This is a genomic window from Desulfobaculum sp. SPO524, from assembly GCF_044987625.1.
GTDB lineage: Bacteria > Desulfobacterota > Desulfovibrionia > Desulfovibrionales > Desulfovibrionaceae > Desulfobaculum.
Map to the genome: position 1 here is coordinate 17,538 of NZ_JBJDSB010000004.1, position 17,846 is coordinate 35,383.

The 17,846-nt window shown below is 61.6% G+C and carries 17 protein-coding genes; 7 read left to right on the plus strand and 10 right to left on the minus strand.

Going from position 1 to position 17,846, the window contains the following annotated elements; translation table 11 throughout:
• Window positions 1–396 precede the first annotated feature (396 nt).
• The 7 genes from cobU to ACI3L3_RS13210 all read right to left on the minus strand — a co-directional run bounded on the left by cobU (window position 397) and on the right by ACI3L3_RS13210 (window position 5,063).
• Complete coding sequence (gene cobU, locus ACI3L3_RS13180) at window positions 397–930, minus strand: bifunctional adenosylcobinamide kinase/adenosylcobinamide-phosphate guanylyltransferase (protein ID WP_404845603.1); 534 nt, start codon at window positions 928–930, stop codon at window positions 397–399.
• 151 nt (window positions 931–1,081) lie between these two features.
• Window positions 1,082–1,219, minus strand: coding sequence for a hypothetical protein (locus ACI3L3_RS13185; RefSeq protein ID WP_404845604.1), 138 nt, complete (start codon window positions 1,217–1,219; stop codon window positions 1,082–1,084).
• Window positions 1,216–1,986: an HD-GYP domain-containing protein gene (locus tag ACI3L3_RS13190; RefSeq protein ID WP_404845605.1), complete on the minus strand. Its 771-nt coding sequence runs from the start codon at window positions 1,984–1,986 to the stop codon at window positions 1,216–1,218. The genes ACI3L3_RS13185 and ACI3L3_RS13190 overlap by 4 nt, the downstream gene beginning before the upstream one ends.
• Window positions 1,983–2,285 carry a tetratricopeptide repeat protein gene (locus ACI3L3_RS13195; RefSeq protein WP_404845606.1) on the minus strand — a complete coding sequence of 101 codons (303 nt, stop codon included), beginning with the start codon at window positions 2,283–2,285 and terminating at the stop codon, window positions 1,983–1,985. The genes ACI3L3_RS13190 and ACI3L3_RS13195 overlap by 4 nt, the downstream gene beginning before the upstream one ends.
• Entirely contained in the window at window positions 2,282–2,593 is a 312-nt protein-coding gene (locus ACI3L3_RS13200; RefSeq protein WP_404845607.1) for a DUF2325 domain-containing protein, read from the minus strand. The genes ACI3L3_RS13195 and ACI3L3_RS13200 overlap by 4 nt, the downstream gene beginning before the upstream one ends.
• Window positions 2,594–2,669: 76 nt before the next feature.
• Window positions 2,670–4,844 (minus strand): ferrous iron transport protein B, encoded by a 2,175-nt coding sequence (gene feoB, locus ACI3L3_RS13205; protein ID WP_404845608.1) that lies wholly within the window; start codon window positions 4,842–4,844, stop codon window positions 2,670–2,672.
• A 3-nt stretch (window positions 4,845–4,847) separates the two neighbouring features.
• Window positions 4,848–5,063, minus strand: a complete 216-nt coding sequence (locus tag ACI3L3_RS13210) for a ferrous iron transport protein A (protein ID WP_404845822.1) — start codon at window positions 5,061–5,063, stop codon at window positions 4,848–4,850.
• A 44-nt stretch (window positions 5,064–5,107) separates the two neighbouring features.
• Between ACI3L3_RS13210 and ACI3L3_RS13215 the strand changes: the two genes are divergently transcribed.
• From ACI3L3_RS13215 to ACI3L3_RS13230, 4 genes are all read left to right on the plus strand, one after another.
• Window positions 5,108–5,419: a hypothetical protein gene (locus ACI3L3_RS13215; RefSeq protein WP_404845609.1), complete on the plus strand. Its 312-nt coding sequence runs from the start codon at window positions 5,108–5,110 to the stop codon at window positions 5,417–5,419.
• Window positions 5,420–5,522: 103 nt separating this feature from the next.
• Window positions 5,523–6,461, plus strand: a complete 939-nt coding sequence (locus ACI3L3_RS13220; protein ID WP_404845610.1) for a diguanylate cyclase — start codon at window positions 5,523–5,525, stop codon at window positions 6,459–6,461.
• Window positions 6,462–6,584: 123 nt separating this feature from the next.
• Complete coding sequence (locus ACI3L3_RS13225; protein WP_404845611.1) at window positions 6,585–7,190, plus strand: DUF1007 family protein; 606 nt, start codon at window positions 6,585–6,587, stop codon at window positions 7,188–7,190.
• Window positions 7,187–8,113: a nickel/cobalt transporter gene (locus ACI3L3_RS13230; protein WP_404845612.1), complete on the plus strand. Its 927-nt coding sequence runs from the start codon at window positions 7,187–7,189 to the stop codon at window positions 8,111–8,113. Before ACI3L3_RS13225 ends, ACI3L3_RS13230 begins: the two co-directional genes overlap by 4 nt.
• 67 nt (window positions 8,114–8,180) lie before the next feature.
• Here ACI3L3_RS13230 and ACI3L3_RS13235 read toward each other — a convergent pair whose 3' ends face one another.
• Window positions 8,181–10,697 (minus strand): PAS domain S-box protein, encoded by a 2,517-nt coding sequence (locus tag ACI3L3_RS13235; RefSeq protein WP_404845613.1) that lies wholly within the window; start codon window positions 10,695–10,697, stop codon window positions 8,181–8,183.
• A 178-nt stretch (window positions 10,698–10,875) separates the two neighbouring features.
• Here ACI3L3_RS13235 and ACI3L3_RS13240 point away from each other — a divergent pair, with 178 nt between their 5' ends.
• Window positions 10,876–12,309: a sigma-54-dependent transcriptional regulator gene (locus ACI3L3_RS13240; protein WP_404845614.1), complete on the plus strand. Its 1,434-nt coding sequence runs from the start codon at window positions 10,876–10,878 to the stop codon at window positions 12,307–12,309.
• Between the two features lie 141 nt (window positions 12,310–12,450).
• Window positions 12,451–13,731: an O-antigen ligase family protein gene (locus ACI3L3_RS13245; RefSeq protein ID WP_404845615.1), complete on the plus strand. Its 1,281-nt coding sequence runs from the start codon at window positions 12,451–12,453 to the stop codon at window positions 13,729–13,731.
• Between the two features lie 84 nt (window positions 13,732–13,815).
• Here the strand turns inward: ACI3L3_RS13245 and ACI3L3_RS13250 are convergent, their stop codons facing one another.
• Together ACI3L3_RS13250 and wbaP are read right to left on the minus strand one after the other, a co-directional pair.
• Window positions 13,816–14,907, minus strand: a complete 1,092-nt coding sequence (locus ACI3L3_RS13250) for a glycosyltransferase (RefSeq protein WP_404845616.1) — start codon at window positions 14,905–14,907, stop codon at window positions 13,816–13,818.
• Between the two features lie 29 nt (window positions 14,908–14,936).
• Entirely contained in the window at window positions 14,937–16,283 is a 1,347-nt protein-coding gene (gene wbaP / locus ACI3L3_RS13255) for an undecaprenyl-phosphate galactose phosphotransferase WbaP (protein ID WP_404845617.1), read from the minus strand.
• A 517-nt stretch (window positions 16,284–16,800) separates the two neighbouring features.
• Here wbaP and dctP point away from each other — a divergent pair.
• On the plus strand, window positions 16,801–17,814 hold the full coding sequence (gene dctP, locus ACI3L3_RS13260) for a TRAP transporter substrate-binding protein DctP (RefSeq protein WP_404845618.1): 1,014 nt from the start codon (window positions 16,801–16,803) through the stop codon (window positions 17,812–17,814).
• The last annotated feature ends 32 nt before the right edge of the window (window positions 17,815–17,846 follow it).

Below are 17,846 nucleotides of genomic sequence, written 5' to 3' on the forward strand. Positions count from 1 at the left end.
GCAGGAAGACGGAAGACGGAAGAAAAGGCATGCCTCCGGCGGCTCAAGGGTGTGACACCCTTGAGAATCCCCAGGATTTTTGAGGCGGAAGCCGCCTCAAAAATAGGGGGGTGGGTGCTTGAAGAAAAACGACCGCGCGGCATTGCCGCGCAGTCGTTTTTTGGGTCTTGTTCTCTTCCCGACAGGGATTCTCACCGGTCTTCATACGGCGACAAGGCCCCCAAAAAAAATCTTCCCATCCACACGGACGGGAGCTTCACAGGGGTGACGACTGTTTCATGCACTGGCACCCGGCCTGTGCGCACATGGGATTCTCAAGGGCCCACGGCCCTTGAGCCTGCGGAGCAAAAAAACTCCCGCCCCATTCGCCAACACACTCCACCCGGCACGTCCCCGTTATAGGGGCAACTCCCCTTTAACGGCCAGCGGAATGCCGCTGACGGACAGCACCACGGTGCTGGCGCAGGCGGCGAGGCGTTGGTTAACGGCGCCGGTGAGGTCGCGGAAGCGGCGCGCGAGGGCGTGTTCGGGGACGATGCCGCTGCCGACTTCGTTGGAGACGATGACCACGGCGCAGGGGAGGTCGTCGAGGGCGCGGACGAGGTCGTTTGTGCGGGCGAAGACGTCTTCGTCGTCCATGCCTGCCATGAGGCAGTTGGTGACCCAGAGGGTGACGCAGTCGAGCAGAACAACGTCGGCGTGTTGGCTGGCGCTGAGGAGGGCGGGGACGATGTCGAGAGGTTCTTCGACGGTGGTCCAGCCTTGGCCGCGGGAGGCCTGATGGGCGTCGATGCGCTTTCGCATCTCGTCGTCGAGTGCCTGCGAGGTGGCGAGATAGACGCGGGCGGGACCGACGGATTCGGCGTAGCGCTGGGCGTAGCTGCTCTTGCCGCTGCGGCAGCCGCCTGTGACGAAGGTTATGGTGCTCATGCTGTATCCTTTGGCAGTGATGTTGGGATTGTGGGTAGCATGATGATGGGCGTTGCGCCAGTGAAGGTGCAGGGCGCAAAAAGGCCCACCCGGGGCGAGCGGGCGGGCCAAGGCTTGGGAGGCACACGGTACTGTACGAAAAGTGGCAGGGCTATTTGCGCTCCGCTGTGGGGGCGGCGCTGGCCTGCTGGGCGTCGTTGGTGTTCGGGGCGTCCTTCTTTTTGAAAACGCTGGCGAACAGGGAACGGGCCGAAGTGCGGGACGAAATGCTGGATCGGCAAACGGTCATGATATGAGCTCCAAGGGTTGAGGTCGCTGGGGGGCGCGGCATGGCTGTGCGGGGGCGGCAGTGGTGGGCAGGCCAGCTGCGCGCCGCATGGCCGGAAAGGTCGCCGCGATGATGTCCTTGCCCCGGGTGAGTGCGTTGACGACTTCGGGGTCGTATTTGGTTCCGGCAAGGCGCAGCACGTCGGCGTAGGCCTGCGAGAACGTCTTTGGGCGGCAGTAGGGCCGCGGTTGCAGCATGGCGGAGAGGCTGTCCGCCACGGCAATGATACGTGCGCCGATGGGAATGGCCTGCCCACTGAGCCCGTGGGGATAGCCGGAGCCGTCGAGGCGCTCGTGATGGTGCAGAATCATCCCGGCAATGCCGTTTTGCGGCGCGAGGGCCGCGATGGGGCGCACGATGTCTGCGCCCATGCGGGGGTGCTGCTGAATGATGTTCCATTCGTCGTCTGTGAGTGGCCCGGGCTTGCGCAGCACGGCGTCCGGGATGCCGATTTTTCCAATGTCGTGCAGATGCCCCGCTATGTGGATGGTCTCGGCCTCGTCCTCGTTCATGCCGAGGTGCAGGGCGAGTATCCGGCTGATTTCCGCGACTTCCTCGGAGTGGAAGTGCGTAGAGTGGTCCTTGGCGTCCACGGCGTTGCCGAGGGCCTCCGCGAGCTGATGCCCGGTAAGGGACAGCTCGCGGCAGGTGGCGAGACCGCATGTTCCGGTGCCGCTTGCTGAGGCGCTATGCCTTGGGCACACGGACATGCGGCAGGTGGTGCTCATGCGGCAAGCCCCTCAAGGTTGGAGCGGATGCGCTCGTGAAAGCGTGTTTTGGTCAGCCCTGTTTGGGTGACGGTGTCCAGCGCCTGCGCAAGAAGGCTGCGGGCCTCGTCTGTGCGGCCCTGCATGATGAGGATGAGGGCGAGGTTATGGCGCACCTTGGCGCCGGGCAGGGGAGACGTGCAGGCGCGCGAGCGCATAAGGGCCTGACGCAGAAGAAATTCGGCATTTTTCAGGTCGCCGTCTTGGCAGGCACGCATGCCTTGCCGGTTGAGCTGACCCATTTCCATGATGGGGTTCATGCGTCCCTCCGCGGGGCGTTTGGGCAATTGGTGTTGGTGCATTCAAGGCACTGTCGGAGCGTGGAAATGCCACAGGAGTGCATGAGGTGCAGGGGAATGTTGTTGGCCTTGGCGTAGGAGCACACTTCCTTGCGGGCCTTGTGGGACACCTGATTTGTGAACACAACGACGAGGTCGGCCTTGCCCAGCTTGGGGGCGATGGCGTTCTCCTTGCCTGTAAAGACCTTGAGCTTGACGCCCATATCCTTGGCGGCGTTGATGTAGTTCCGTTTCAGGCGGTCCATTCCGCCGATGACTGCTGCGCACATGACGTTCTCCTGTGGTGGACTCTTTCGCGCCTGCGCGCCACATGGCGCGCAGGGCGAAAGGGTTGATGGTGTGTGCCTAAAGGGCGCTCCCCATCTGGAAGGCGAGCGTTGCCAGCGAATAGGCAAGTGCCGTGTTGAATACGACGGAGAATGCAGCCCACTTCCAGCCCGATTCGCGGCCGATGACAACCACCGTCACGAAGCAGGGGGCATAAAGCAGGGTGAAGATGATAAGGCTGATGGCGCTCCACATGGTGAAGGCTTCGTCCGCGGCCAGCCGGTCGGACAGGCTGCCTGCGTCCTCGGCGTCCACTTCACCCAGTGAGTACGCGGTACCCATGGTGGACACGATGACTTCCTTGGCGGCGAAGCCGCCGAAGAGGGCGATGTTGGTGCGCCAGTCAAAGCCGGCCAGTTCGGTAACAGGCTCAAAGAAGGTGCCCACGCGGCCTGCAAAGGAGTGCCGCAGTTCGGCCTGAGCAAGATGGTGGTCAATGTCGCCAAGCTGTTCGTTCAGGGAGGCGATGGCGGTTTCGTCGGAGGTCTGCTCCAGCTGCTGCTCAACGGCGGCGCGCTGGGATTCAAAGGCCTGAGACTGGTCCTCGGGCAGGCCGGGGAAGGTCATGGCCGCCCACAGCAGGATGGAGATGGCCAGAATGACGGTACCGGCCTTCTTGATGTACTGCCAGCCGCGTTCCCAGGTGTGGATGAGCACGCCACGCAGGGTGGGGATGCGGTAGGGGGGCAGTTCCATAAGGAACGGCGTGGCCGGCCCTTTGATGACGGTCTTGCGCAGGATGAGGGCAACGATGAGGGCCATGGCCCAGCCCGCGAGGGTGATGATGAACAGTGCGTCAGCGCCCTGCTGCGGGAAGAACGCCGCGATGAGCAGGATAAAGACGGGCACCTTGGCGCCGCAGGAGAGATAGGGGGCCGTCAGAATGGTGGCCAGCTTCTCACGCGGGCTGCGCAGGGTGCGCGCGGCCATAACGCCGGGGACGGCGCAACCGCCGGGAATGCCGCCGGAGATAATAAAGGGCATCACGGAGCTGCCGTGCAGGCCAAACATCTTGAATACGCGGTCGAGCATGTAGGCCATGCGCGCCATGTAGCCAAAGTCTTCAAGGAAGGACAGGCAGAAGAACATAACAAGGATGAGCGGCACAAAGCCGAGCACGCCGCCTACGCCGTCGATGACGCCGGAAACAATAAGGGACTGGAAGAGTCCTGCCGGGATGGCGGCTTCTGCCGCACCGGACAGCCAGCCGAAGAGTTCCTCAACCCAGCCCATGGGAATCTCGCCCACGGCAAAGGTGAGCTGGAACATGCCGTACAGAACGCCCAGCATGATGATGGGGCCGAGGAAGGTGTTGGTCAGCACCCGGTCCAGCTTGTCGGAAATCTGCAGGCGTTCGTGGGTGACGTCCTTGCTGACCACGTCCTGCTTCACCAGGGAAGAGATGAAGCCGTAGCGGTGGTCGGCAATGAGGGCGTCGGGCGTGGTATCCAGCGTCTTTTTGACGTGGTCCGCCAGCTTGGCGGCGCGGGATTCCAGCTCGTCGGAGAGGGGACCGGCCTTGCGGCCACGTTCCAGCACCTCTTCGTCGCCTTCAAGGTATTTCAGGGCGACCCAGCGCGCGGGGAGACGGTCCGTCAAAAAGCGCGCGGCCATGATTTTCTGTTCCAGTTCGTCCAGGGCGGCGTCAATGTCCGCGCCGTAGGAGATGCGCAGGGGTTCCACTTCGCCTTTGTGGGCTTTGGCGTGGTCCAGTGCCTCGCTCAGCATTTTGTCCATGCCCTGACCATCGCGGGCGATGGTTTCCACAACGGGGACGCCAAGCAGGGTGGAGAGCTTGGCGGAGTCGATGAACATGTTGCGGCGCTTGAGCTCATCAATCATGTTCAGCGCCACAATGACGGGAACGCCCAGTTCAAGGAACTGCACAACAAGGTAGAGGCTGCGCTCAAGGGTGCCGGCGTCCACCACGTCAACGACGGCGTGGGGCTTTTCGCCGATAAGGAAGTTGCGCGCGGCCAGTTCCTCTTCGGAATAGGGGGTCAGGGAGTAGGTACCGGGCAGGTCAACGATGCGCGTGGCAGTTCCGTTGACGGTGATGGTGCCTTCCTTCTTGGTCACGGTGACGCCGGGATAGTTGCCAACGTGTTGGCGCGCGCCGGTCAGCGCGTTGAACATGGTGGTTTTCCCGGAGTTGGGGTTGCCCGCAAGGGCAATGGTCATTTCGGCATGCATTGCTTAGGCCTCCAAAAGCTCAACGGTAATGTGGTCTGCCTCATTGTTGCGCAGGGTGAGGGTAAAATCTCTCAAACGCAGGGCAACGGGGTCTCTGAGAGGGGCTTTGCCCACCAGCTCTATTTCGGTGCCGGGGACGAGGCCCATGTCGCGGATGCGGCGGCCCAGTTCACCATCAGCCTTTATGGATGCGATTTTTGCCTTGCCGTTTTGGGGCATCTTCCGAAGCCCAGTCACACGTGCCATCGAAGCCTCCTCTTTGCGTGATTGCTCGCGAAATGCAGTTTTCAGCAATTGAAATTCATTATCAACAACTGATCAAAAAAAATGGTTTTGGATGCCACATCGGCCTGTACGCGGTGCACTGCGCCTGCGCAGGAAGGCAGAAATGGAGCGGTGCGGCACATGGTTGCGCCCGTGCCGCCTCCAAAAGCACTGCCGAAGCTATTGAAGTTGAGAACCAATGTCAATTGCAAAGAGCATTTTTTCTCCCATTAAGGATACTTCTGTTGGATTTTCCGTGTGATGCCGGTCAAAAAATCGTCGCGCGCTGCGCTGTGCCGCACAACAGGTGACGACTTATTGACAATGAAAATCGATTTCAATATATGCCATGAAGCCGCCAAACGCAAGGACTTTGCAAACTTATATGACGGCATAACCTTGAGGAAGGCCGACATGCGTGTTGAAACGGGGATACTTGGCGTGCTGCTGGTTGTGGTTGTGGTCCCTCTTGGGACGGGAGCCATGCTGGTGCATGAGGGGTTGTACGCCGAGGCGGAGGGATTTTTGGCGTTGGGGTTCATTTTGTCCATTGTGCTGGCAAAGCCCATCGCGTGGGGCGTGGCCCATTACCTTATGATGGGCGAGGTGCGCTCCATGAATACATTTTGTGAGAATGCCCGCAATGGGGAGTATCCCACGTCGTGGGATCTGCCCGAGCAGACCGAGGGAGAAAGCGACCTGCTGCGGCTGCGGCGTAACCTGTATTGGTTGGTGCGCGCGGCGGCGAACCGTGAGGAGTGGCTCGCCGCGCGTCTGTCGCGTGCGGCGCGCTCCAGCTGGGAGTACGAGCGCCTTGCCAATGTGGACCCTTTGACGGGCGTCTCCAACCGGCGGCACTTTGAGCTGTTTATGCAGGAAGCAGTGACGTCCGGCGGGGTGATACATTTGCTGCTTGTGGACTGCGACGGATTCAAGGCCGTGAATGACACCATGGGGCACGCGGCGGGGGATGAGCTGCTCAAGCGGCTTGGTGCGGTGCTGTCCGGGGCTGTGCGCGGGCCGGAGGATTGTGTTTTTCGGTATGGCGGCGATGAATTTGGCGTGGTGCTGCGGGGGCGGGAGCGGGACACGGCGCTCGCTGTGGCAGAGCGCGTACGCGCGCGTTTTGCCCGTGAGGGGCGCGGGGTTACCCTGAGCATTGGTGTTGGGGAGTGCCGCGTGCGGCGGCGTGTAGACCCGGATGAGGCGGCACGGCGACTGCACGCGGACGCGGACGCCGCGGTGTACGCGGCCAAGCGGCGCGGGCGCAACCGGGTGGAAGCGGCCTGGACCCTGCCCGGCGGCGACGGTGCGCTGCGAAAGATGGCGGCGTGCGGCAGGACCGCAGGATAAGAACGCCAACCGAAGAATTGCGGAGAAGATGGCCGGACGGTCTTGCGGTACGCGGCGGAACCGGACAAAATGCGCCCAGCATTGCGGCCGAGCATGGGGCTGGCCGCCAACTCCGGAGAATATATGGGCCTTCGACGTACCGTGAGCCGGGGACTGGGCGCAGTTCTCGTTTGTCTCTGTCTTGTGGGGATGCCGACTCGTGGCATGGCGCATCCCCATGTTTTTGCGACGAATATCGCCACGTTTGAGTTTGACGCCAAGGGCGTGAAGGGCATCCGCCTGCTGTGGCACTTTGATGAAATGTTCGGATCCTTGCTCCTTGAGGACTACGACGCCGACGGCGATGGTGCCTTCAGCCCCGCCGAGCAAAAGGTGCTCAAATCCGAGGCCTTTGATAACCTGAAGAACTTTGGCTACTTCAGCCACCTGTCCATTGGCGGCCAGCCGCATAAGGTCACCGACGTGCAGGACTTTACCGCCGGGGTGGACGGGGCCGAGGTGTTCTACAGCTTTGTCATACCCTGCCGTGTTGCGCCGGGGACGGATATCTCGCTGGCGGTGTTTGACCCGGAATACTATGTGGACTTCTACACGCCGGAAGGTGCGGCCGTGCGCCTTGAAAATGCGGATGCGTATTCCGTGACCTCCAAGGTTGCGCCCAATGCGGACATTTCGTTTTCCACATGGCTTATTACGCCAACCGAAATATCCCTGCGGTTTTCGCGATGAAGCGCCGTCATCTTGTGGCCCTGTGCGTGGGGCTGTTTATATGTATGGCTGTGGCGCCGTCGTGGGCGGCGAATCCTTTTATGCGCGGCGGCTCCGGTGCGGATGACGCCCCGGCGCGTGTGACGCGTTCCGCACCCGCTTCGCACGGGCTGTTTGCGGCGCTGTACGCCAAAAGCGTGACCATTCAGCGCGACCTGCGCACCGGCTTGTCCGGCTACGTGCGGCGCCTGAAAACGTCGCCCTCGCCGTGGGAGCTGATGCTGTTTCTTGGGCTGGCCTTTGCCTACGGCGTGGTGCATGCCGCCGGGCCGGGGCACGGCAAGTCCGTGGCGTCGTCGTATTTCCTCTCGCGCGGGGGGAGTGTGGGGCAGGGCGTGGCCCTTGGCCTTGGCATGGGCGCGACCCATGCGGCGTCGGCGTCCCTTGTTGTGGGCGGGGTGTATCTGGTGGTCCAGCGTACATCCATGACCAATTTTGCGGCGGCCAGCGCCACCATTGAGCAGGCAAGCTACCTGCTCATCACCCTGCTTGGGGCGTGGCTGGTGTGGTCTGCCGTGGCAGGGATGCGCGGTGCAGATGGCGAAGGGGACGCGCCTGTTGTCCCGGCCACGCGGCGCAGCCTGTGGGCGGTGACGTTGTCGGCGGGTATTATTCCCTGTCCGGGGGCGGCGCTTATTTTACTCTTTGCCTGCGCGCAGCAGGCGCTGGCCCTTGGGCTTGGGGCCGTGGTCGCCATGGCCGCCGGAATGGGGGTAACCATCGCCGCCGCCTCCGTGGTGGCCGTGTGCTGCCGGGGGCTGATGCTTCGGTCCTGCGGCGCGCGTCGGCGCTGGCAGAGGATTGTGCGCCACATCGTGTCCCTTGGGGCTGCGGTGGTGGTCTTTGGCTTTGGGCTGATGCTCCTTATGGGGAGCGTTGCTTAGGCCCTGCCGTCTTGCAACAGTGAAGAAGCGTGAAGCGGGTGCGGAACCGGAGTGGTTCCGCACCCGCTTATTTTTTGGCGTTTGGGGCTTGCCCCCCAAGGGTTTCGCCGTGCTCCAGCACATCGTGGATGGCTTGCGACAGGACGGCGAGGTCAAAGGGCTTGAGCAGGATTTTGCGGATGCCGCTTTCGTCCTTGGTGATGTGGCGAATGCGGTCCGAAAAGCCGGTGCTGATGATGATGGGAATATCCGCCCGGATGGCCACAAGCTCCTCGGCAAGGCGCTCGCCCGTCATGCGGGGCATGGTCTGGTCCGAGATGACAAGGTCGTAGTCCGCGCTGTGCGTGGCAAACAGCGTCAGCGCGTGGTGGCTGTCCGTGGTGCTGTGGACGGTGTAGCCAAGGTCCTCCAGCATTTGCTGCAGCACGTCCACCATGCTCTGCTCATCGTCCACCACAAGGATGGTGCCCGAGCCGGGGATGACCTGCCGGGCGTCGCGCCGGGGCGCGTGCGGGTCGGTGTCCGTTTCCGGCAGCAGCACGGTAAAGGTGGTGCCCGCACCCTGCGTGCTGGTCACGCTGATGGTGCCGCCGATGCTGCCCACCATGCCGTGGACCATGGACAGCCCCATGCCCGTCCCCTTGCCCTGTGGCTTGGTGGTAAAGAACGGGTCAAAGATGCGGCCGAGAATGTCTTTTGGAATGCCGGGACCGGTGTCCGTGACCATGAGTTGCAGGTACGGCCCCGGCGCGGTCTTGGGGGAGGCCGACGCCGCGTCAATATGGCGGTGGTTGAGGCTCACCGTGAGTTGCCCGCCGGATTTGCCCATGGCGTAGCCCGCATTGGTGCCAAGATTCATAATGATTTGATGAATCTGCGTCGGGTCCGCAAGGACGGTGCGCCCACGGGCGTGGATGTCGCGGTGCACCTCAATGGTGGCGGGCAGGGTGGTCTCCAGCATATCCAGCACCTCGTCCAGCACCGGAGCAAGCTCCACAAGGCGGCGCTCCGGCTCGCGGCGGCGGCTGAAGATGAGGATTTGGTTGACCATCTCCTTGGCGCGGCGGCCCACCTTGGTGATGTTTTCAAGGTTGGTGTGCGCGCGGGAACCCGGCTCCGTCTTGAGGAGCGCCAGTTCCGCATAGCCAAGGATGGCTGCGATGAAGTTGTTGAAATCATGGGCGATGCCGCCGGCAAGTGTGCCCAGTTCCTCCATCTTTTGGCTTTGGCGGAGCTGCTCCTCCAGCTGGCGCTGTTCCGTGATGTCGCGCGTGACTTCCACGTAATTGATGACGCTGCCGTCGTTGCCGAAGATGGGCGACACCGAGGCGTCCACCTCGTAGAGCGCGCCATCCTTGCGCTGGTAGGTCGAATGTCCGCGCCAGACCTCGCCGTTTCGCAGCGAGGCCCACAGGTCGTTGTAGAAGGCGCTGTCCTGCCTGTCCGAACGGATAATAGCGCAGTGCTGGCCCACAAGCTCCTGCTTGCTGTAACCGGACATGCGGGTAAAAGCAGGGTTGGCGTATTCAATGACGCCGCTGGTATCGAGGATGAAGATGCCGTCCTCGGTCTGCTCAATGGCCGTGAGGAGCTGCACCCGCGCTTGGAGTTCCCGTTCAAGCTCGTCGGTGCGCTCGCGCACGCGGCGCTGGAGGGTGCGGTTCCATGAGATGATGGCTACCAGCAGGAGCACCACGGCGAGGATGCCAGCGCCCACCCAGTACCAAAAGCGCTTGTTCTGCAAAAAGAAGGACACGTAGTTTTGGTCCAGCGTCACCCATTTGCGGAAGATGCGTTCCTTTTCCTGCGGGGTGATGGAGTCCAGCCCTTTTTGGATGATGCGGCTGAGCATGGGCCAGTCCGAGCGCACGGCGATGCGGTTGTAGATTTTGAAATCCGTGTGCCCGGCCACGCGTAGGTTGGTGATGCCCTTGTCCTTGATATAGTAGCTGGCCTGCGGCAGGGAGATGATGGTGGCGTCAATTTCGTCGAAGGAGACGTGCAGGAGCGCCGCAAGGTAGTTGTACACCGGCTGGACGTGGATATCCGAGTGGTATTTCTCAATGAAGTCCAGAACGGCGTATTCTTTGGGCAGGGCAAGGTCCATGTCCTGCATGGTCTCAAGGGTAAGGAAGCGGTGCTGGCTTTTGTTGACGAGGATGACGGTGGGCAACTCCAAAAACGGGCGGGTAAAATGCATAAAATCCACCCGCGCAGGGTTGGCCGCAAAGGCGCTGATTATGTCCACCTCGCGGTTCTTGGCCTTTTCCAGCACTTCCGTGAGGTTCTTGGATTGTACAACCGTAAACTTTGTGCGTAGCTTCTTTTCCAGCAACGTCACATAGTCCGCCACCATCCCCTGATAGCGTCCTTCCGCGTCAAAGTATTCCAGAGGTTTGTTGGACGGCGTTGCCGCAATGCGGATGGTGCCAACATGGGCGCTGAGCCATTGGCGCTCGCGCGGGGTGAGGGGATCGTGCCAGCCCGCAGGGCGGGTGGCGATCCAAATCACCGCGAGCAGCAGAAGTGTCGCGGCAACGAAAAGTGGCGTGGATTGCCTGAGGCTGGCCTGATTGTCGGTCATAAGGCGGCTCCGGGACAGGGGTTACGCCGTGGCGCGGGGAAATGACGCGGCCCGCAAAAGGGCAGAAAGCGCATTCCGCCAGCGGGCGGGGACTCGACATCGCCTTGAAAATGGGACATGGAGCCTTTCAGTCGGCCACAGTAGAGCGCATTCCGCCGACGGTGCAAAGGGAGGAGTGATGGCACGCATTCTTATTCTGGACGATGATCCGGATATTACGAATATCATAACCCAGCTCGCTGAAGATGCGGGGCACGAGGTTGTTTCCGCCGCGACCCTTTCACGGGGTATTGCGGCGCTGCATGCATCCCCGGTGGACCTCGTGTTCCTTGATGTACGTTTGCCGGATGGAAGCGGTATAGATGCTCTGCCGGAAATCCGCAAGACACCCGCGCATCCGGACGTCATCATCATTACCGGCCTCGGCGACCCCGATGGCGCGGAACTCGCCATCCAAAACGGCGCGTGGGACTACATCGAAAAGACGAGCACCATCAAGCAGATTATGTTCTCCATGGACCGCGCGCTGGCCTACCGCGAGCGGCACAAAAAGCCGCAGCCTCTGTTAATCAAGCGCGACGGCCTTATTGGCGACAGTCAGGCCATGTTGCCTGTTTTGGAGAATGTCGCCATCGCGGCCAGCGGTGACGCAGGCGTGCTGGTCACCGGCGAAACCGGAACCGGCAAGGAAGTCATCGCCCGGACCATCCACGACAACAGCCCCCGCAAAAACGGACCGTTTGTGGTTGTGGACTGTGCGGCGCTGTCTGAAACCCTTGCCGAGGGCGAACTCTTTGGTCATGTGAAGGGCTCCTTCACGGGCGCCCATACCACGCGCACCGGCCTTGTGGGCCAGGCCGACGGGGGCACGCTCTTCCTTGACGAGGTGGGCGAGTTGCCGCAGGCGGTGCAGGCGACCTTCCTGCGCGTGTTGCAGGAGCGGCGCTACCGCCCCGTGGGGTCGACATTTGAGGAGGAGAGCGACTTTCGCCTCATCGCGGCGACCAACCGCGATTTGTACGTCATGTGCGAGAACGAGAGCTTCCGCAGCGACCTGTACTACCGCATCAAGTCCTGCCACATCTCCATGCCGCCCCTGCGCGAGCGTGCCGAGGATGTCCCGGACATCGCCCGTTTCCATTTAAAGCGCCTGTGCAAGCAGTACGACATTCCCGAAAAGACGCTGTCCGAGGATGTGTTGGTGGCCCTTGCCAACTACGACTGGCCCGGCAACGTCCGTGAACTGGTGCAGACCCTTGAGCGAACCCTCATGCGCGGCCGCGCCGAGGATGTCTTGTATCCGGAACACCTGCCCGTGGACGTGCGCGCCCGCGCCGCCCGCCGCGCGCTGGAGCACGCCGAAGGTGCCCCCAATAACTGCCCGCCGCAGGTGGTCATCCAATCCTATTCCGATTCCCTGCTGGCCGGTCCGCTCCTCGGCTTTAAGGAATACCGTAAAAAATGCATTGCCCACGCCGAGGGCAAATATCTGGAGCGCCTGCTGCAGGAAACCGGCGGCTCCATCAAAGAAGCCTGCGCGCTCTCCGGCCTCTCCCGCACCCGGCTTTATGTGCTCATGAAAGAGCATGGCATCACCCGGCACGGGGTGTGACGGGGCGCGGAGGAGTGGTCCTGGCGAAAAAGCGAGGATTTCCCCTTGATTTTTGATGCGGTCCAGCCATAGTGCGCCGCAGAACAATCGATATGGCTTGGGGCATAAATGGAGTGTGAGAAGTCGCAGAAGGAGAAAAGCGTGGCGCTTGGTGGAGAGAGCATTCGTGGCTGGATATTGGATTGGGGCAAGGCGACGGGCGCGGAGAAGGCGGAAGGCTTTCGCACGGCGCTGAGCTGGGTGTTTGTTGTCTCCCTTGCGCTGTTTCCCTTTGGACATTCTTTCCGTGAGGCGGGCCCGATTCTGTGCGGGGTGCTCCTTGCCTGCTATTACCGTTACGGCTATGCGGACTCCAACCTTGCCCGCTTTGGCGGCAAGTGGCTGTTTGCGCTTTTTTACGCCTTTGTGGCCGGTAACGTCCTGTGGTCCATGGATATGCCCCACAGCTGGGACTATGTGCGCCCCAACCTGTGGCAGGGCTTTTTGCTTCCCTTTATTGGCATGGAAGTAGTGCGTAGTGTCCGCGATTTGCGGCGCGTGGTTGTGGCGTGCTGTCTGGCGGTGTTTTTTCAGGGGCTGGATGGCGTGTGGCAGTTTTTTGCCGGCGTTGACCTCATCAAGGGCGACCCCATTATGAGTGGGCGATTGACGGGGTCCATGAGTACCTACCGCGTGGGGAACTATATGGGCATTGCGCTCTTGCCAGCGTGCGGATTTTGGGCGCTTTTGGCCGCGCCGCGGTCCGCGTGGGGACGTGCGGGGTTAACGGCGTTGGTGCTTGCTCCGGCGCTGTTTTTGTGGGTGTTTGCCAAGACGCGCAGCGGGTGGTTGGCGTTCTCCGGTGGGCTGTTCCTCCTGTGGGTGGCCGTTCTTGGCCGCTTTGCATGGTACAAGGTGCTTATCCCGGCCGCAGGGGCTGTGGCGCTTGTGCTGTTTGGCCCCCAGCGCGCGAGCCTTGAGACCGCCATGCAGGATGGGCGCGTGGAGATATGGCGCATTGCGTGGAAGATTTTTGAGTCCCACCCCTTCATCGGAGCCGGAGCCTCAACCTTTGGTCCCGGACGCGACGCCCTTGGGCTGGAGCTTGTCCGCAACCCCCATGATATTCCGCACCCGCACAACATCTATCTGCAGTTTCTTTCCGACGGCGGCGTGCTTGGTTTGCTCATCGGCTGCGCGTTCCTCTTTGGGCTGGCGTGGTGGGCGTGGCGCATTATCCGGCGCGGCATTTGGAACGGACGGCAGGGACAGCGCGTCTTTTGGACGCTGGCGGCCTTTGTGTGGGCTGGGTATATGGGTTACCTCATTACCGGCATGACCGGGCATAATTTTTACAGATCGTGGTGGCTGGCGCAGGGCATGGGCCTGCTTGGCGTGACACTCGGTGCCTGTGTGGCCGGGCGGCGGCGCGACACCGCGTAAGCACAGCATAGACCACGAGACGCACAAAGGGCGGCTCCGCAGAAAGCGGGGCCGCCCTTTGTGCGTGAAAGGCGTGGCGTGTGGCTAGGACGCGGCCATGGCGGCGTCAATGGCGCGCTGCATGTCGTCCTTGAAGCGCTGCGGACCGAAGGCTTCGGCGTGGGCGCGGATGGCGCTGGTGGAATAGGCCTCAAGGGTCTCTTCAAAGGCGGTGATGGCCGCAAGCAGAGACTCTTCGGTTTGCTCGTGGAAAAAGCGGCCGGTGACGCCGTCCTTGACGGTCTCCAATGCACCCCCCTGCCCGAAGGCGATGACCGGAGCGCCGGAGGCCATGGCCTCCACGGGCACGATGCCGAAGTCCTCTTTGCCCGGAAAGAGCAGGGCGCGGCACCGGGACATGTAGTCCCTGATGACGGAGAACGGCTGACGGCCCATGATGGTGACGCTGGGACCGGCCATGGTTTTGAGGTCTTCCAGTTGCTCGCCGCCGCCGATGACGACAAGGCGCTTTCCGGTGCGTGAGCAGGCGCGCACGGCAAGGTCCGCGCGTTTGTAGCCGACGAGTTCGCCTACCATAAGGTAGAAGTCCTCGCGCGGGGCGTCGTGGGTGAAGGCGTCCACCTCCACAGGCGGGTGCACCACGGTGGCCCTGCGGCGGTAGTGCTTGCGGATGCGGCGCTGAACAAAAGCGGAATTGGCCACAAACTTGTCCACCCGGTCCGCGCTGAGCCTGTCCCACAGGCGCAGGTAGTGCATGAGCGGGGCGATGAGGGCGCGCTTGAGCGTGCCCGCTGATGCAACATAATCATGATACATGTCCCACACATAGCGCATGGGGGAATGGCAGTAGCACACATGCGTGGTGTCCGGGCCGGTGATGACGCCCTTGGCCGGGCCGGATTCGCTGGAGATGACAAGGTCATACCCGCGCAGGTCAAGCTGTTCGAGAGCCAGCGGCATCAGCGGCAGGGCGTACTGATACCATTTGGCAATGCGCGGCAGACGCCCGATGAACGAGGTCTGCACCCGGCGGGCATTGATGGTGTCCGACATGGCGGCGGGGGCGTAGACGTGCGTGAAAATGTCAGCCTGCGGGTACATCTCGCACAGGGCTTCCAGCACGCGTTCGCCGCCCCTTCTGTTCACGAGCCAATAATGGACGAGGGCAACCTTCATGGTGGTCCTTGGAGGAAGAGGTGAAAGGGCTAGTAGGCGCCGTCGCCGTCAAGCACCACGCGGAAGGTGCGGGTTAGGATGTGGATGTCCATCCAGACCGACCAGCTACGGGTGTAGTACATGTCCAGCCGGATGCGCTCCGCGTAGGAGGTGTTGCTGCGGCCCGAGACCTGCCACAGGCCTGTGAGGCCGGGCATGGTGCGGGTGTAGAGGTCAAAGGCCTCCTGATAGCGTTCGATTTCGCTTTCCACAATGGGGCGCGGTCCCACAAGGCTCATTTCCCCAAGGGCGACGTTGATGAGCTGGGGAAGTTCGTCGAGGCTGGTCTTGCGCAGGAAGGCGCCAACGCGTGTAACGCGCGGGTCGTTTTTGAGCTTTTGCGTCTCGGCCCATTCCCTCGCGATGGCCGGATTGGCGGCGAGGTGGTCGCGCAGGACGGCGTCGGCATTGGGAACCATGGTGCGGAATTTCCAGATGCGGAAGGGCTGGCCGCCATGGCCGATGCGCTCCTGCCGGAAGAAGGGCGCGTGGCGGTCCTCAATGAAGATGGCGAGGGCGATAAGGGCGAAAAGGGGAATCAGCACCGGCAGGCTGAGGATAATGCAGATGAGGTCCATGGCGCGCTTGATGCGCTGGCGTACCGGGTCGTGCCATTTGGTGTGCGATTGCAAAAACTGCGTGCCACCGATGTCGTGCACCGTCAGGTTCAGCGTTTTGAGAAACGCGGGCGGCAGGAACAGGATGCGGCGGAAGTGGTTCTCCAGCCAGTGGATGCGTGAGGTATCCTCAAGGTGGTGCGGTTCAAGGGCGCACAGGACGATGGGCATGGGCCGCATCTGGGCTGTGTAGGCAAGGGCGTTTCGCGCCGCGTCGTCGTCCACTTCGTCCGAGGCAATGATGTGTTTGACGCGGATGCCGAGGCCGAGCTCTTTATCATAAAAGGCCGCAATATCGTCCACCATAGACCGGGGGCCGTACAGCACGGCGGGAACGCCCCACCAGTCCCTATCACTGAGCCTGGCGCGCACAAGGCTGCGGGCAAAGGGCACCGTGCCAAGGGACAGAAACCAGCCGCCGATGATGGCAAGGCGCGAGAAGTCGTCCGCCGTGCGCATAAAGAAGGTCATGGATAACAGGCTCAGAAACACAAGGCAGGTGGCGAGGGTCTGCCGCTTCAGCTCCTCATGCCGCGCCACCAGTATGCTGGGGTATAGCCCCGCAAAGGCGTAGAACAGCGGGAAGAGCAGGGTCACCGGCGACATCTCCATATAAAAGCCCAGCGAAAAACTGCCTCCAAAAACAAGGCGCAGCACGATGCACAGGCTCATGGGAATGGCGATGGCCAGGGTGTCGCACAGCACAAGAAGAAGATTCATTCGGGAAAAAAACACTGCGGCCTCGGTCTCTTAGGGGTGTACGGCGTCAGCAGGGCCACGCGGGGAAACTGGCCGTCTGCGCTTTCCATGCATTGGATTTATGGGCTTTCTGATAAGCTCCCCCGCATTTGCTTGTCAACGAACTGGGAGAATTTCCAGACATGGTCGCGAAGGCGACACCCCCCCCCGTCACAAAAACAGAACACCGATACAGAGGCCATTGCGGGGCATGTTCACAAAAGCGGAACAGTTCTGTTTTCCGGGATGCTATATCCCGTGTTTGTGAACCGTTTGTGGGGATGGCGGTGTGGTGTCGGTTCGGTGACAAAAGGGCGACTTGGCATTAAGCGTTTAATATATATAAGAAAATATCAGTTGGCACCCTTTGTGATGTAAGGGGGATGTCTGCGCGCTGCGAAAGCGCATTGCGAGACACCGAGTTTGTGGAGGGGGCCGGACGTGGGGTCCGGCCCTGACTCGCAAGGACGTTCAACCTTTGCCAGAGGGATGAAGACTGATGAAGAAGATTCTCATGCTCGTGCTCAGCATGATCGCCGCTGTGGGACTTGTCGCCTGCAACGACGAAAGTGCAAAGACCGGTAACGAACCCGTGGTGCTCAAGTTCGCCACCCAGCATCCTGTGGAGCACATGGCCCACAAGGCCGCCGAGCGCATCAAGGCCCGTGTCGAAAAAGAGACCGAAGGCCGCGTGCAGATCAAAATTTACCCCGCCAACCAGCTTGGCGACGCGTCCCAGATTTACGAGGAAGTCATCCGTGGCTCCATCGACATCGCGCACATCACCGTGCCGGACCAGTATGACTCCCGCCTTGGCGTTGGCTTCATTCCCTACATCGCCCGCGACTACGACCAGATTCGCGAAGTGTTCGCCAAGGGCACCTTCATCGACACCGAAATGGCGAAGATGCACGACGCCCTCGGCGTGAAGTTCTTCTCCTACTTCGGCGAAGGCTTCATCGGTGTGGGCACTGTTGAGCCCATCGAGAACATGAACAAGCCCGGCGTTGAAAAGGGTCTGATGATCCGCGTGCCCGGTCTGGACGTGTTTAAGTTTGGCGGCGAGGAGCTGGGCTTCCGCACCACCTCCATCCCCTACGCCGACACCTACTCCGCCCTGCAGACCGGCGTGGTCAAGGGCTGGCTCGGTGGCCCGCCGAACCTGAACTACCTCGGCTTCCGTGACGTCATCAAGCACTACTACCAGTTCAACGTGAACTTTGAGTCCACCCAGTACGTCATGAACAAGGCCAAGTTTGAAGGTCTGGCTCCTGAGGACCGCAAGGCTGTCGAGGCCGCCTTCACCGACGAAGGCCAGCAGAGCTTCCTGATGGCTGAGAGCGAAGACCAGATGTACCGCAAGAAGCTGGCCGAGGCCGGCGTTGAAGTGGTGACCTTCTCCACGCAGGAACTCGAAGCCTTTGCCAAGTACGTGCGCGAGCACGCCTGGAAGCGCCTTGAGAAGAACCTGACGCCCGAGATCGTCAACGGTCTGCGCGGCTCCTACGAGTAAGAGATAATCCGAATCCGGCAGGGCGCCTCTCC